This is a genomic window from Actinoalloteichus fjordicus, assembly GCF_001941625.1.
Classification (GTDB): Bacteria; Actinomycetota; Actinomycetes; order Mycobacteriales; family Pseudonocardiaceae; genus Actinoalloteichus_A; species Actinoalloteichus_A fjordicus.
Map to the genome: position 1 here is coordinate 5,444,324 of NZ_CP016076.1, position 15,805 is coordinate 5,460,128.

A 15,805-nucleotide genomic window follows, 5' to 3' on the forward strand; every position below is an offset into this window, starting at 1 on the left:
CGGGCCTAGAGGAGCGAGAACTGTGTGTTGATCTGCGTATCGAGCGCTTCGTCCCGGCCATCCAGGACCTCCGAGGCAAGTACCAGACTATGTTCCGCCTCAGAGTTCCGACCCGCCGCTGCCAACGCCTGCGCGAGGAACGTCAACGCCTCGGCGCTTGCGACCCGATCAGGCCGGCGGCGATACAACAGCACTGCTGCGCCGTAATGTCGGATCGCCTCGTCGACCTCCAGTCGAGCATAATGGCACCGCCCAACGACAAGGTGTGCGTATCCGCAGCGGTGGTCAAGCTTTGCTTTCTCAAGTAGTGGAATTGCAGAAAGTGCTGCCTGAATGGCTTCGTCGAGATCGCCGACGTGATAATAAAGAGCCCCCAGCTCGGCGAGTGCATCGCCTTGGATCTTCAAGCTCTGGGCCTTGCGGCCTGCCCTCGCTGCCTCATTGAAGGCCCGGGCAGCGCCCAGGAAGTCACCAGCCGCTCGGCGAGCGACGCCGAGTACGACGAGTGCGTTGCCGATCTTCGGCCCCACTCCCAGCGAGCGATAGATCGCCACCGACTCCTCGGCCAAGGAAACCGCACGGTCTGGGTGGTCGAGTCGAAATTCGAAGTATGCCATGTTGCCCAGAACCAGAGCTTGGTTCACCCGGTCCCCACGCTCTACGGCAAGCACATAAGAAGAACGATATGTGACCAATGCTTCGTCATACCGACGCTCGTTCATGTACGTGAAGGCCAGATTATTCAACAGTCCAGCCTCGGCCTCAGGCTCGATCTCCCGCACTTCGCGGGCGGCAGCTATGCCGATCTTGAGCACCGGAATCAGTTCAGCCGCCCTACCGAATCGATACAAAACATCTTCAAATGTCGCCACTATCCGCCAAGCGTGACCATTCAACCGCTCTCGATGAGCCAGGCCGACCGCGCCTGACAGGTTCTCCCACTCCTGAGAGAACCAGGACAATGACTGATCTACTCCATCAAGCTCGGATGGAACAACGTAGGTACATGCAGGCGGCGGAGGCGGCGGGTCCTCCTCTGGATGAATGTGTCGGTACGCATTCCGCGCAGTCAGGAGATACCAGTCCAACATCCTTCGTAACGAGGAACCGCGCTCAGGAGCGAGGGAATCTCGTTCCAGTCGACTGATCGCATACTCACGGATCAGATCATGAAACTCGTAGCGATCGTCGGCACCCTGACTGAGGAGATGACCACTCACCAGGACGTCGAGGTGGCGACGCACCTCGGCTGCCGTCAGATCGACCACGGCTGCGGCCACCCCGACGCCGAAGCTGGCACCGGGGTGGCCGCCAAGCAGCCGGAATGCCCGGCGAGACTCCTCGGCCAGCGCGATGTATGAGTAGGAGAACACCGCCGCCAGGGAGGTCTTGTCGCCCACATCGAGCAACTGGTTTCCCCGCATCTCGCGGGCGATGACGGCAAGCGGTACCCGGCTCTGTTTCTTCACCCTGGCTCCGATGACTCGCAGCGCCAACGGGATGCCCTTACCTCGTTCGATCAGCAGGGCAAGCCCGTCCTTGTCCAGCGCCGGCCGGCTCTCCGAGATCACTCGCCGCAGCAGCCGCTCGGCCTCCTCCTGGTCGAGCTGCGGAACCTCGACGTCATCGGCGCCACCGTGCACCATGAGATTCTCGAACCGATTGCGGCTGGTGATCAGGACGAGGCAGCCGGACAACGCGGCGAGCAGCGGCCGGACATGCTCCTCGTCCAGCGCGTTGTCCAAGACGACGACCACCGTGCGTCCGACGGTCAACTCTCGCAGGCGGACGACGGACCGGTCGAGGGTCGTCGGAATGCGGTCCGGCTCGATCCCGAAGTCAAGCAGGAACCGGCGCAACACCTCCGCAGGTTCCTTCTTCCCGAGAGGGCTGTAACCGGTCAGGTCGGCGAAGAGCTGACCATCGGCGAAACGGCCTCGCGCCACCATCCGAGCGACCCAGGTGAGAGCCAGTGCGGTCTTACCCACCCCTCCCACCCCGTGGAGCACGACCACACCCGATTGCGGGCGATCCGTCACGGGGAACAGCGAGTCGAGCCGCTTCAGCAGCCGCTCTCGTCCCACCAGGAGGTTCGGCGGCCACTGCTGTATCGAAGGGCGAGTGAGGTCCTGCGCCGATGGAGGCGGCGTGCGTCCCGCTTCTCCTGGTACGGCCGCCCGGTTCAACCCGCCAGATTTCAGCCGGCCGTACAACCCCCGCAGCTCTGCCAGGACAGGAACTCCTTCCTGCACGAGCACCCTGACCAAGTGCTCGTAGTGCTCCTTCGCCTCGTCGACTCGGCCGACCGCCGCGAGCACGGTCAGGCGGCGCATCGCCACCTGCTGGTTCTTCGGGTGCTCGTCCACCAGCCTGTTCAGCAGCCCGAACGCCTCCTGGTGCTCGTCGAGGGCGAGTCGACTGTCCAGTAGAGCGAGGCAGGCAGGCACGAAGTGATCGGCAATCATCAGAGACCGGGTACGTTCTGCCTCCGCACCGTTCAGATCCTCCAGCAACTGGTCGTTCCACAGCTCGACGCAATCCGCGAGAAGCCCACGTGCCATAGCGTGTTCACCGGCCGATGCACGGGTTCTGGCCGTCTCGACCTCCGCGCGGAATCGATGGAAGTCGATCAGCTTCTTGTCGATCAGCAGTTGATAGCCGTCCGAAGCGGATTTGATCTCCGCCTGCTGCCCGCGCAATCCTCCCCGAGCCTTCTTGATATGCGTCTCGACGAGATTCCGGAGGCCAGCTTCTCGCCCACCAGGGTGTGCTGCGGCCTTGCCCAACTCCGCTGGCCTCCACACGTTTCTGATGATTTTCGACCTGCTGACGTTTGTGTTCGGATGCAACATCAGCAGACCCAGGATCGCCCGCACTTTGGCCCTGGGCAAGAGCACCGGAGAACCGTCGACGACCGCTCGTGTCTTCCCCAAGATCTTGAATTCGACTGTCACCCAGCCCCGCCCTCCCGCTGGCACCGGATTCGCCACCAGTCTCATCGAGACACGGATCACAATCGAGACCTTCACCCGAAGTGGTTCGGTCGAACGGCCCGAATTACCCCGAGCGGCGGAGGGCGTTCCCTCGATAGGTGCAGTCGATCCGCCGAATCTGTCTGGGGACCCGCGGGGCGAACGGCCACCGCCGCAGAGACTCACGTGGTCGCTGGATATCGGGCACCGGCGAACAGGCCGTCCCTCGCGCCACCCTGTCAAGCCGGCCTGCCGAGATTTTCAAGATCTTCCGCACCGGGCCGGACCAGCCGTGTCCCCGGCCTGTCCCCGCTGTGTCCCCTCGACCGTCCCCCGCCGTGCCCCCGGCGTGTCCACATCGGCTCCGAACCTGGTGTCGACCGGATGCGGGGTGTGTCGGCTCGGAGAACCCGAGCGTTACGCGCCGGTCGGGGAGGAAAGGGAATCATCATGTTCGGAGAAGCGTGGATTCGCGGGCCGGTCAGCCTCGGTGGCGAACGGTGGCTGACCCGCAGCGGCTGCAAGCAGGTCCTGGTGCTGGTCCCGACGCTGGTCGCGGGTGTCCGGCTGCTGGACGTCCTGCCGCTGCTGGAGACCGATCACCGGATTCAACTGTTCATGACCGCCTCGGGCGACAGTCAGGTCTGGCCGGGTGCCAGGGATTTCGCCGACGCGCAGGGCTTCGTGCGGCTGCCGTGGCAGCAGGCGACGCAGACCCGGTTCGATCTGGTCCTCGCGGCGACCCGAGAGGATCTGGAACACGTCAAGGGACCCGTCTTGGCACTGCCGCACGGCGCGAGCCTGCTGAAGTCCCGACTGCGTCCGGCCGATCCCGGCCGGGGCTACCATCCGGAACACGGGCTGTCCCGCCAGTATCTGACCTACAACGGCAGACTGCTCCAGGCCGGACTCGCCCTCACCCATGACGACGAACTCGACGCCTTGGCCGAGGCCTGCCCCGAGGCGCTGCCCACGGCGGTGGTCGCAGGCGATCTGTGCTTCGACCGGCTGCGGGCCTCGCTGCCGTTCCGCGAGGAGTACCGGCGGGCGTTCGGTGCACAGGACGGTCGCACGCTCGTGGTCGTCAGCTCGACCTGGACCGAGCAGTCCGGATTCGGCGAACATGCCGAGTTGTTTCATCGGGTGGCCGCCGGGCTGCCCCGCGACGAATTCCTCGTGGTGGGTGTGCTGCATCCGAACACCTGGACGCAGCACGGCCGCAGTCAGGTGCGGGCCTGGCTCGGTGACGCGCTGGACGCGGGGCTCGTGCTGCTGCCGCCGGAGCGCGGGTGGCACGCGGCGTTGATCGCGGCGGACTGTGTGATCGGCGATCACGGCTCGGTGACCGTCTACGGGGCCGCCCTTGATCGACCAGTGCTGCTCGCGGCCTGCCCGGAGTTTCAGCTCAGGCCCGACGGCCTCGCCGCGTCCGTCGCGAGACGAGCCGGGCGACTGCGGCTCGACGGCCCGATTCGCGACCAGGTAGAGCAGGCGATCCGAACACATCCGGCGGGACAGGCGGGCAGCCTCGCGGCTCAGGTGACCTCACGCCCCGACCAGGCAGGCGGCATCCTGCGTCAGATGATGTACCGGCTGCTGGGCCTCGACGAGCCCGTCAGGGGTGTCCCCGTCTCGCCGGTGCCCCTACCCGATCCGCTGCCGCAGGATGGGAGCATTCCGCGATGACCGGACTACCGGATCACCCGGCGACTCGCCCGTCGAGACCGCCGCATGCCTCGGTGTCGGCCTGGCCGGTGCGAGCCGACGACCCCGACGAACCTGGCATCCACCTCGTTGGGTGCAGCATCCCCGGAACGGCCGGTGTCCCGCCGCGTACCCGAGGCCGGTTCGTCGTCGGTGACCTCGACCACCTGACCGCACGGGGACGGCAGCTGGCAGACGTCCTCGTCGCGAATTCCGGCCAGGAGTCGACATCGCCGGAGCTGGCGGAGGAACTGCTCGCGAGCAGCGCGGCAGCGCTCGTCGTCGTCTCGCTCGATGGGCGGCGGGTCCAGCTCACGGCCCGCGATCGGCAGCGGGTCGTGGTGTCGGCCGACATCGGTTCGTCCACGCCTCGGCCGTGGGCGGCCATCGGCTATCCGTGGTTGCTCGCCGAGCATCCGCTGAGTGCACTCGCCTCGGCGCGGCTGGTGGTCCGCAGGAACGAGCAGGGCGAACCGGTGCGATTACGTGCCGAGCTCGGGTCCTGAACCAGGAAGCGCGCCTTCGCCATCGGGGGACCCGGTGGCGAAGGCCGCCTCGGCGGCGATGGCGGACAGCCGCTCGCGCACTGCGGCGGCGTCCTCGGGGTTCTCCTCCCCGAGCAACACCAGGGCACGCTGAAGATGCACACGGGCCTGGGGGAACTCATCACGACGGTGGTGGAGTTCCCCCAGGCCCCGATGCACCTCGGCGCGGACGAACACCGAACTGGTCTGGTCGACGGCCGCCAACGCGGCGGTCAGTTCGGCCTGAGCGGCCTCGAAGTCACCAGCCCTGGCGTGGGCATCACCGAGAACCACGGCGGCCCGCGTGGCATTCGGGACGTCGGACAAGCCGATCAGCACGAGTTTCGCCTTGGTCAGTTCGGTGATCGCCTCGTCATAGCGGCCGAGGTCGAGAAGCACCCGGCCCAGCAGTCGACGACGCAAGGCCGCCCCGCGTTCGGTTCCCGACTCCGCCTGCTCCTCGATCGACAGCGCCCGCCGCAGCAGCCGCAGTGCCTCCTCGCCGTCGTGTCGCCGTCGGGCTGCCTCGCCGAGGTGAGCCAGCGCCGTGGACTGAATGGTCGGCGCGTCGAGTTCCTCGGCCAGCCGGAGCGCACGTCGAGCCTCCTCGACGACCTCGTCGAACCGGCCCGCGCGAGACAACGCGACCGTCAGCTGAACGAGCAGCCGCGCCTCGACGAGCGGATCGCCGAGCCGCCGGGCGGCCGCAACCCCCTGTCGGTGGTTGTCGATCCACTCGCGGAATCGCCGGGTGTTGAGATACAGCCCCCACATGGCCTGGCTGAACTGCCAGGCCAGGTCGTCCCAGCCCCGCTCGATCGCCTGGCGCAGCGCCGAGGTCAGGTTGTCGTGCTCCACGAGCAGCCAGGCGAGCGCCTCCGTCGGGGAGGCGAACGCGGCGGGCTCCGGACGCACGGCATCGAACATCGGGCCCTCCGCCGGACGCAGCGGCATCAGGACCAGGTCGGCCCGCACCGCCGCGCGCAGATAGTGCTCGACGACGGCCCGCGCCGCGTCGGCACCCTCGTCGACAGCACACCGCGAGCGCGCATGCAGCCGCAGCAGGTCGTGGAAGCGGAGCCTGCCTTCGGCACGTTCCTCCAGCAGATTCGACTCCAGGAGCGTCTCCAGCAGTTCGTCCGTCTCGTCCTCGGACTCCCCCGCCGCAGCGGCCGCGGCGGCGAGGCCGAACTCGCGACCGGGATGCCACCCCAGCCTGCGATACAACCGCGCGGCATCGGACGGAAGACCGCCATAGGACAGATCGAAGATGCTCTCCACCGACACCGCCTCGGCGGACAGCCGCGTCAACCGACTCTCCTGGTCGTCGAGGTTGGTCACCACGCGACTGATCCGCAGCCTCGGCCGGGCGGCCAGTTGGGCGCCCGCGACCGACAAGGCCACCGGAAGACAGCCGCACTGCCGAGCCAGTCGAGACGTGGAGTCCCGCTCCGCCGCCGCCCGTTCCGAGCCGACGAAGCTGGCCAGCAGCTCGACCGCGCTCTCCTCGTCCAACGGGGACAGCGCGAGGAACCGGGCGCCGTCCATCCCCAGTCCGATGAGCCGGACCCTGCTGGTGACGACCACGATGGACTGGGCGGACGTCGGAAGCAGTGGCCGGACCTGTGCGGCGGTGCCCGCGTTGTCGAGCAGCACCGCCACGGCCTTGTCCGCGGTCATCGTCCGGAACAACGCCGTTCGCTCGGGCAGTTCGTCCGGGATCTGCTGGTCGGAGGCTCCCAGTGCCCGCAGAAAGGCGGCGAGAACCCGCTCGGGCAGGACCGCGTCGACGCCGAAGCCGCCGAGGTCGGCGTAGAGCTGCCCGTCCGGTGTCTCCTCGGTGATGCGCTGCAGCCATTGGGCGGCCAGCGTCGTCTTCCCGACGCCGCCCAGGCCGGACACGACGGTCAATGATCGACTGCTACTGTCGGATCGCATTCTGTCGAGCAGCCGAAGTTCCTCGGCCCGACCCGTGAAGCGGCTCGACCCGAACGGCATCTGCCGGGGAATCGCGACTCGATTCGGCCTTTCAGCGGTGTGCAGATGAATTCCGCCGTGTATCGGCCCGGCCTGCACTGCGGTGCCGAAGACGGCGCCGGAGAGGGCATTCGCCACGCCGATGCTCTGCTGCTCGGAATCCTCCTCCATGACCCCCCAACCACCACCCGTGGGCCCGGCGGAACCCGCCTGCCCACCGTGCCGCAGCCACCCATCACCCGACCGTGGCTGCGCTGACGATCATAGTGATGAAATCCACGATGTCGTTGATACACGCGGGGGAACCGTCGATGCGATTGAGTTCTCCGGAAAACAAATGGGCGTCTTCGACGACGATTCGACATTGCCAAGCACGGTGGTAATCATGGTCGACGCGAAACCGAGCGGTGCCGCCGGAACGTGTCGCCCGACGGCACCGGCGGAGTACCTCGGCTCACCCCGCCTCACGTGCGGGACCGAGGCTGATCAGCCCGCACCCGTAGGCCTTGGCCCGCCCGATCCCGGCGAGCACCGCGGCACGCAATGCCTCGACATCGGTCGGAACGAGGTGCCCGTCGAAGCGAACGGGCTCGATGGTGATCGTGTTGCCGTCCGATCGACCGCGCAGGCCCGGCCGGGGCGCGGGCGCGACGTCCGCCTGGCCGTCGCGGCCCACCGGGAGCACGAAGCCGTGCTGCTCGCCCTTCCGCGCCAGCCACTCCACCTGCTTGGCGGGCAGCCGCTGCGGCACGGGCCTGCCGCGCCCCCGAGTCCCCGGTACGGAGCCGGGGGGATGAATCGCTCGCGTCGGATTGGCGACCAGCCGAAAACTGATCTTGCGCCCCGGGGCGATCAGCCGCAGGAACGGATCGAGCGAGCGGACGTCCGGCGGAGCGGTGAGGTAACCGGCGGGCAGCGCCGCCCATTTCGGCTCCAGCCTGCTCTGCACGAGCAGGACGAAGCCGCGCTCGTGCTCGTCGAGCCGCCACAGCGCCCCGCAGTGTGCCCGCGCGGTCCGCTTCGCGTCGAGGTCGGGGAAGGCCGACATCACGGTGCGGTGCATCTGATGGACGTCGGCGTAGTCCAGGCGGAAGTTCCGCGAGGTCACGTCGACGGTGAGTCGGCTCAGGAACACGAGCGGTCTCCCGGCGAGATCATGGCTGGGGTGAGCGGGATGTCGAGGGTCTTGAATGATCGGCTGGCGAAGCGTCGATCGCCTCGCGCGAAGGACAGCGGATGGTCGGATCGAATCTCGGCTCGCTCGTCGGTGGCGTCGCAGTCGATGACGGCGCGGAGTGGGCGGGGCGCATCCTCGCCACGGGGTCGACCGTCGAGCCGATGTGGACTGTCATCGGCCTCCAGCCAGGGGTGCGTCATGAGGACGGTGCGGAGCGGCAGGTCGGACAGGCCCCATCCGGAGGGGTGGTCCCGTCGGTCCGCAGGCTCCGACGCGTGCAGCAGCGGCCGTGCGGGCACGAATGCCTTCCGGCCGAAGTACAGGGGCCACGCCGGTGCCCGCAGGCCTGCCTCCGCCCGCCGCAGCAGCGCCTCCTGGTCGGCCCCCTCGGCTTCGAGCACGACGAGGAAGACCGCGTCCGAGAGGTAGTAGCGGTGACTGATCACGGTGCGATGTCCGAGGCCCTCGGTGTTGGGCACGTTCTGCGCGGTGTGGAAGTCACGCTCCACGAGACCTTCCCGGTCGACGCGGACGCCGAGACTCAGCTCGGCGAGCGCGGTGATCTTCTCGGTGTCCTCCCGAGGAACACCCATGGCTGCGGCGAGGACACCGACGACGCCGGACTTCGTCGGCTCCCGAGCGGTATCCCGATGGATGTGCTGGGACCGGGCACCCCACGACTGCATCGGCGCGTCGAAACACAGGGCGAGCGACAGACTCACGGCACCGAGACCCCGGTGCCGACGCTCGCCGACGCGAGGACGCGACCTGCGAAGTCGTCGAGACTGGACACGACGTCTTCCTGGTCGACGTGGGTGAGGGTGCCCGCGACGGCGGCCGCGGTGACGGACCGGATTCCGGCGCTGCCGTAGAACCGCCGCAGCGAGTCGAAGTGCTGTGTCATCCGGTCCGTCGAGTCGGCCATGACGTCGAGGCTGTCGACCGGCTTGAGGAAGGCGTTCGCCAGATTCCAGGACCCGTTGTCCCGCACCACGCCGAGGAGGGTGTGCGGCATGGTCAGCGCCGCCATCGAGTTCTGCTTCCCACTGGGACGGGCATGCACGAAGGAGTACAGCCAGGCCTTCGCGGTCCGCGCGACCAGGTCTTCGACGCCGTCGAGGTTCCTGTCGAGCTGGTGGAGATCGACGTTGGCGTAGCGGTAGTAGCAGGCGGAGTTGAAATCGACGGTGCCGATCATGTCCGCACCCGAGGCGTCGTCCGGCTTGGCATCGTCGACGGCCGTGTAGTAGTCGAACTCGGTGGCCACCGCGTGGGTGGAGATGGCGTGCGCCACCTGCGAGGCTGCATCGACGTTGAAGCCCTTGTTGTCGGCGATCATGCGCCCGAAGAGTGCGACGTCGGCGACACGCCGCGCGTCCAGGATTCGTGCCGCCTCGGCCAGGACCTCCTTCGAAGGCTTCGACTTCGCTGCCTTCTCGCTCGCCTTGGCCGATGCCTTCGCACCGTCCTTCTTCTCGGCGGCCTTCGCGGCGGCGGCGAGCTTCTTGGCCGCCCTGGCGGAGAGGTCGGTCCACTTCGCGATGCAGTAGTCGACCAGGAAGGTGGTCGCGCCCCGACCGACGAACAGCAGATACTCGGTGAGCCGAGTGTTGCGATCGACGTGGAAGCCCAGCTCGGCCAAGCCCTCCTCGACGACGAGCCGAGTGTGCTCCTCCTCGCCCAGCCCCTTATCGGCGAGGATCACGGCAGCCTGATGCAGCAGCCGTTTGGTACGCACCCCGGTCTCGTCCTCGCTCAGGCCGTGCAGCGTGAAGAGTTGGCGGGCAGAGCGCTTGAGACACTGGCTGGAGATCCGGCCGCGCACGGCACCGCCGAAAGTGGCTGTCTTGGGCTGGCCGACGTCGTCCCGGTTGAGATTGCTCACCGGGAACGACTGGAGCAGGTGCAGCTCGATGATCATTCAGTTCTCCGTGTCGTTCGTGTTGTTCACGTGCGCTGATTCCTCGGAGTCGTCTGCGGAGTCATCACCTGTCGCAGGCACGACCGCTGCGTGGCGTGGCTTGTGGAAGTCCCTCGCCCAGGCGAGACGGACGCGCCGCTTCTGTTCCTCGGCGGCCCCTGCATCAAGCAGGACGGCGACGTCGTCCAACAATCGCCCGTAGTCGAGCGCGATCTGCTTGCTCTTCAACAGTCGAACGGCCTGCCGCAGATAGTGGGGAAGGTTCCGACGATCGACCGCGAGCAACTGCTCGAACCGTCGATCGATCATGCCTTGGCCATCACCCTTGAGGTCTCGCATGGCGATACCGAGAGTGCGACCTGATGCCCGCGCCTGCGGGTGGATGCCGAACAGACCTGCCGTCAACAGCCAGGCATCCTGTTCCCCCGGCGCAGGCTCGGCGCCGAACACCAGGTCATAGGCGGCCGACGCCTGATGTGGACTCACCAGGCTTCGCCGGAGCGCTGCCAACACCCTGCGCGCATCCGCGACCCGGTGCGCATTGGTCGAGTTCAGCCCGGAGTGCAGCCGATACAACGAGGCCACGAACACATCCCGATTCCGGGGCGGCCGTACGGCGATCGATTCCGTCGTCACATCATCTCTCCATCTTCCGGGCGCAGAAACCGGCTCACCTCGATGCGATGGAGCGCGAGCCGCTCGTCGAGCTTGTGGCGGAAGGTGCCGTCATGCTTTCCCGCCATCGACAACTCTCGAGCGCCGAGCCGAGCGGCGCCGTACACCCACCGATCGGCCGCCGCGTGGGCGATCTGAGCAACCGCACCACGCCAGGCCTCCACGGCGGTGTGCTCCCGTTCGCCCGTCACGAAGGCCACTGCCTTGCCCAACGCGACGATGAACGTGTGGAACGGGCCGGTGAGGTGCGGCCAGTAGGACAGCTCTAGTTCCGGTGGCGGCGTCGCCTTGAACTCCTCGCGGTAGCCCTTGTCCAGACGCCGCAACAGGAAGCCCACATCGTCGGCGAGCCGACAGGAGTAGCCGATCACGTCGCCCATCCGGGCGCTCCCGACACCGGCCCGCAGCAGCGCGACCGGGGCAGGCACCGACTCCTCCTGCCAGAACTGCACCACGGCGGCCTTGCTGTCGAGCTGTTGGCCGTAGACCCGCAGCGTGTACACGGCGTCATCAGGCAGAAGACCGGAATCGGTGCGATCGGCGATGGCATCGAGGGCCGCAGGCCGCCGCCGATCACTCTGGTCGATGCTGCTTCGCTGGTCACTGGGCAACAGCAGTTCCTCCGCATGTCGCCAGACGCCCCGCTGTTCCTCCAGCTTGACCGGCCGAAGCTCGAACCGCCCTCGCTTGGTGCCGCGCATGATCGGCCGCCGGAACGCGGCCATTCGCTCGTCCTGCTGATCCGCAGAAGCGGATCGGAGCCGCGTCCCCGGCGTGATCACGACACCGTCGACCATCGGCGTCTCGGCACTGTCACCGGTACTCAGAAGCACGCGCCTGGCAGGCCATGTGAGGACGTCGGTCCAGCCCCGTGGGTGGCGTTCGTCCGGCCTCGGCTGCGCCGAGCCGGGGTCCTCCCAGTTCGGACAGTCGTCGGCGTAGGTCAGGGGCGGTTCGCCTGCCAGGGGGTCGTAGCAGAGGAGATTGAGCAGCACCGTCTCCTTCAGGGTCGCGCCCTCGACCAGGACACAGCCGAAGTTGTTGGCAGGCGCACGTTCCGAGGCCCTCGCCGCACCGGCGAAGGCAGCCGTCTTCAGCCCGCCGGGGTCATAGCACTGCAAGGTCACCAGCCATCGCGCTGCCTCGGCGGGGGTCAGCCGCAGTCGATCCCCGGCGGTGGTGTGATCGAAGAGGGTCGCGTTGCTTCCGCTGGCCCGGAACGGGACCAGCCTGGCGATGCCCGACGGCTCCCGGGTCGCCAGGCTCCGACATTGCAGAAAGGGCCGGTCCGGGTGGAAGAGATCGAAACGCTCTCGGTCGTCCCGTAGATACCGCCGAACATCGTCGGTCCACAAGTCGCCCCGCCGCCAGAGCACGGCCCAGTCATCCTCGGTGGCAGGCCCGAGCGCGCGGTGCGCCAATGCGAGCACCATGCGGTGCAACGCAGCGGTCATCGTCGGTGTCTGGCCGACCAGTCGCCGCAGCTCCCCTGCCGAGGAGAACAGGGTCGCCAGACCGATCTCGTCGGTCTGGCCGCTGGTCGTCACGACCGGCAGCCACTTCTCGCTGATCAGATCGAAGACCAATCCAATTCCTTCGCTTCTTCTCGTGCCACACGTCGGCTGGAGACGCCGACGGTGCCGACCTGCTCAGTGGTCCGCGCCCTCGTCATGCCGCACCACCAGCCCGACTCCGCGCTGATACCGCAGGACGGCGCCGCCGACCTCGGTTCCCTCCGCGCCGAGAACCAATGCCCGATGCCGGGCGAGCCGAGGGGAGCCCTCGAATGCGGGAGGCGGTGACAGCTCCAGCAGGGCATCGACCACCGACGACGGGATCTCGAAGGGCGACACGAGCCGGACCACGGAATTCCACAGTGCTGCCTCCATCGACGCCGACAGCTCGCCCGTTCGCGTCAGGTCCACGGGCTCGTCCCCTTCGAGGGGCACGGCATAGGTCCCGGAGGAAGTCCCGCCCGATGGCGATGCGACACCGTGGAGCACGACGATCCGGATCTCCGCGGGTTCCGCTCGGTCGTCGTCGATCGGATCAACGGCTGTCATCCGGCCGTCCCTTCTTGCGGGTCTGATTCGCGGCGGTCGGCTGCCAGGTCAACCGTTGGAATGCCTTCGGGTTGTGCGGCATGGGCAGCCGGAGAATCTCGGATCGGCGCCGATCGTCGGCCCGCCGTCTGGCGACGGCCGCGCCCGCCTCCCGCCAGGTCGTCGCCCAGCCCTCGGGTACGTCCAGGACGAACTCGTCGTCGTAGAGCCTGTCCACGAGCTCCCGCAGGTCCTCCGGGCAGCGGATGTCCGGCCGGTCGGCGAGCAGCAGCCAGGTACGCAGCAGGAGAAGCCTCGGGTAGACCAGGCTGGTGTAGGCAGGGAGCTCCACTCCGGTCGGTTCCACCGTCGCGCCCGTGATCACCAGCCGCACCCGCAGAGGTTCGGTTCCGTGCGCCTCGTGTCGCCGAATCCGTCCTGCTCGCTGGACGAGACTGTCGATCGGTGCCAGATCGCTGACGACGAGGTCGAACGACAGATCCAGGCCCTGCTCGAGAACCTGGGTGCCGATCACGATCGTGGGCCGAGCAGGCCTGCGACCTCGCCCGAACCGGTCTTTGAGTCGGGCTTCGATCTCGGCTCGTTCGGCGATGGTCAACCGCCCGGTGATCGTGATGAGGTCGTCGATGTCGAACCGGGTCGAGCCGCGCCTGTGCAATGCCCGCAGCAGTGCATCGCGAGTCTCCGCCACGCGGCGCACCAGGTTGTGCATCACCGCGATGCCGTCGGCCTTCTCGATCTCGTCCAGCAGCCACTCCGCGCGGGCCGCCACGTCGTCCCCGGCGAGCGCGGTGAGGTCCACCGTGATGATCCGGTTGCCGTTGAGCTCCGACACCCGATGCGAGGCGGCGGTGTCGGCATCGCTCCACGTCCGAACCCCGGCGTGGTCGGCCCAGGTCAGCTCCGGGTACGCCGCTCCCGGCTCGACGGAGGACACCGCTTCGATCGGCAGGTTCAGCCGTCCGGCACGCCAGGCGCGGATCAGCTCGCCCTTGCGCACCGAGGGGAGCGTGGCGGACATCAGGATGACCGGGACGCCGAGCCTGCCTGCCCACTGAAGCAGCCGGTCGAGCAGCGTGGACGTGTGGACGTCGTAGCCGTGTACCTCATCGATGATCAGGACCTTGTTCGACAGGCCTGCGAGGCGAACGAACACATGCCGGGAACGGATCGCCGCCATCAGTGCCTGGTCGACCGTGCCGGTGCCGACGGGCACGATGATCCCGCGTTTGCCCGCGAACCAGTCGCGAACCTCGGCCAGGTCCTCCTCGGGGTGATCCTCGCCGACGCCCGCAGGGCGGACGGGCTGCCTGCTCGACGATTCGACCGGCTTTCCCCGTGCCTTCAGGTACTGCTCGGCGGCGCCGTGCAGTAGCCGCAGACGCAGGCCCGCCTGATGACTGCTGATGAGATCGTCGAGTTCGTCGAAGACCTGGTTCCCGGTCGCCCGCGTCGGCATCCCCATGTACATCCCCGACAGACTCAACCTGCGAACCAGACCCGCCGCGACCTGGAAGGCGAGCTTCGTCTTACCCTCGCCGGTGGGCGCCTCGACGACGAACAGACCGGGACCGGTGACGTCTTCGAGCAGCTCCTCGGCCGCCGTCTGCACAGGTCGCGGCACGGTCGGATCGGCGGGCGTTCCCGGGAACAACGCACTGAACCGCGTGTCCGCAGGCGGAGTCCATGAGGTCCAGTCCAGCCGGTCGATCGCCTTGGCCGCGAGTCCGTCGACGGTCTTCGCATAGTCGACGAGGTCGATGCCCGTTCCAGCCCACTCGAAGTTCGTCGAGTCCGAGGCGATCCAGTCGCTCACCGACGCGAGACCGGCCAGACCGACCGCACCCGCCACGCCTATCCGGGCCGAGGGCCACGGACGCGACTCCCATCCCGACAACTCACACAACTCGATGAGCCGGTCCACCAGCTCGTCGACTCGGAGCGCCCACGACTTTCCACCGTGGTCCTGGATCGAGTGTTCCGTCGCCCGCCGTCGAGAGCCGTCGGGGATGAGGCCGTGATGTCCCCCCAGCCCGTGTGCCACGGCCTCGACGACCGAATGCGGTGCGCCTGCCGCCGTCAGCGCTCGGCTCAGGTGGAGTTGAGTGAGCCAGCCGTGCGGCGCCTCCACTCGTCGCCCGTGCCACTTCTCGGCAGCGCGATGAAGCGCGGATCGCGTCACCGGATCGTCCTGGTGAAGGCGCACTGCCAGGTCCAGTCGTAACGCCTGGAAGGCTGGTGAGGCCTTGCCCAGGTCATGGAGTCCGCAGAGGACGGCAACCCAGCGCCGGGCGTTCTCATCGCGATCACCGGAGCCTTCGAAATCACCGAACGCCGTGATCAGCTCCGCACGGATCGTCGGCCCCAGCAACAGGTCGAACAGCCGAAATGCGACCGACGCCGTGTCAACCGCGTGGCAGATCAGCGGATGGGGCGTGGCTTCCTTGCCTGCTTTGGCCCAGAGTCGCAGGATGTCGCGGTCCCGGCCGGGATCGCGCCGGGGATTGCGCACCAGCAGACGGCTCGGCAGGGAATCGGCTGGATCATCGATCACGCCGAGGAAGCTAGAGGGCCGGACCGACAGTTCGAGGATGGATTTCGAGAAACTCCATCCAAAACCGAGAATGTCACCCATCCGAGTGACCAGTGAGATTATTGCCTGCTCACACAATCAGGGTCGCACCAGCGGTGAGCCTCCGCAGAAAAGCGGTTGATCAGTCCCTTTTCCGCAGGAAATCTAGGGCGTGAATCCGAACTGGCCTCGGACTTCGGAATCATCGGACACAGTCGCC

The 15,805-nt window shown here is 67.5% G+C and carries 12 protein-coding genes; 3 read left to right on the forward strand and 9 right to left on the reverse strand.

From position 1 onward, the window contains the following. Positions 1–5: 5 nt before the first annotated feature. A complete protein-coding gene (locus UA74_RS23135) occupies positions 6–2,954 on the reverse strand; it encodes an AfsR/SARP family transcriptional regulator (RefSeq protein WP_198042830.1) in 2,949 nt (982 codons plus the stop codon). Between the two features lie 468 nt (positions 2,955–3,422). Between UA74_RS23135 and UA74_RS23140 the strand changes: the two genes are divergently transcribed. Next, entirely contained in the window at positions 3,423–4,658 is a 1,236-nt protein-coding gene (locus UA74_RS23140) for a hypothetical protein (protein ID WP_075742139.1), read from the forward strand. Continuing rightward, a complete protein-coding gene (locus UA74_RS23145) occupies positions 4,655–5,182 on the forward strand; it encodes a hypothetical protein (protein WP_157434397.1) in 528 nt (175 codons plus the stop codon). The genes UA74_RS23140 and UA74_RS23145 overlap by 4 nt, the downstream gene beginning before the upstream one ends. Here the strand turns inward: UA74_RS23145 and UA74_RS23150 are convergent. Then, positions 5,159–7,111, reverse strand: a complete 1,953-nt coding sequence (locus tag UA74_RS23150; protein ID WP_198042831.1) for a tetratricopeptide repeat protein — start codon at positions 7,109–7,111, stop codon at positions 5,159–5,161. The two genes, UA74_RS23145 and UA74_RS23150, sit on opposite strands and share 24 nt — an antisense overlap. A gap of 132 nt (positions 7,112–7,243) precedes the next feature. Between UA74_RS23150 and UA74_RS33085 the strand changes: the two genes are divergently transcribed. Next, positions 7,244–7,435, forward strand: coding sequence for a hypothetical protein (locus UA74_RS33085; RefSeq protein WP_198042832.1), 192 nt, complete (start codon positions 7,244–7,246; stop codon positions 7,433–7,435). A 196-nt stretch (positions 7,436–7,631) separates the two neighbouring features. On the opposite strand, the gene cas6e is transcribed toward UA74_RS33085, so the two are convergent. The 7 genes from cas6e to cas3 form a co-directional block, all read right to left on the reverse strand. Beyond that, the gene (cas6e, locus tag UA74_RS23155; RefSeq protein WP_075742142.1) at positions 7,632–8,312 is read right to left on the reverse strand and encodes a type I-E CRISPR-associated protein Cas6/Cse3/CasE; all 681 of its coding nucleotides are present in this window, start codon (positions 8,310–8,312) and stop codon (positions 7,632–7,634) included. Then, positions 8,303–9,076, reverse strand: coding sequence for a type I-E CRISPR-associated protein Cas5/CasD (gene cas5e / locus UA74_RS23160; RefSeq protein ID WP_075742143.1), 774 nt, complete (start codon positions 9,074–9,076; stop codon positions 8,303–8,305). The genes cas6e and cas5e overlap by 10 nt, the downstream gene beginning before the upstream one ends. Continuing rightward, positions 9,073–10,275, reverse strand: a complete 1,203-nt coding sequence (gene cas7e / locus UA74_RS23165; RefSeq protein ID WP_075742144.1) for a type I-E CRISPR-associated protein Cas7/Cse4/CasC — start codon at positions 10,273–10,275, stop codon at positions 9,073–9,075. The genes cas5e and cas7e overlap by 4 nt, the downstream gene beginning before the upstream one ends. Then, positions 10,276–10,911 (reverse strand): type I-E CRISPR-associated protein Cse2/CasB, encoded by a 636-nt coding sequence (gene casB, locus UA74_RS23170; protein ID WP_075742145.1) that lies wholly within the window; start codon positions 10,909–10,911, stop codon positions 10,276–10,278. After that, the gene (gene casA / locus UA74_RS23175; protein WP_075742146.1) at positions 10,908–12,536 is read right to left on the reverse strand and encodes a type I-E CRISPR-associated protein Cse1/CasA; all 1,629 of its coding nucleotides are present in this window, start codon (positions 12,534–12,536) and stop codon (positions 10,908–10,910) included. Before casA ends, casB begins: the two co-directional genes overlap by 4 nt. Positions 12,537–12,599: 63 nt before the next feature. Continuing rightward, positions 12,600–13,013 (reverse strand): hypothetical protein, encoded by a 414-nt coding sequence (locus UA74_RS23180; RefSeq protein WP_075742147.1) that lies wholly within the window; start codon positions 13,011–13,013, stop codon positions 12,600–12,602. Continuing rightward, the gene (gene cas3 / locus UA74_RS23185; protein WP_198042833.1) at positions 13,000–15,567 is read right to left on the reverse strand and encodes a CRISPR-associated helicase Cas3'; all 2,568 of its coding nucleotides are present in this window, start codon (positions 15,565–15,567) and stop codon (positions 13,000–13,002) included. The genes UA74_RS23180 and cas3 overlap by 14 nt, the downstream gene beginning before the upstream one ends. Between the last annotated feature and the right edge of the window lie 238 nt (positions 15,568–15,805).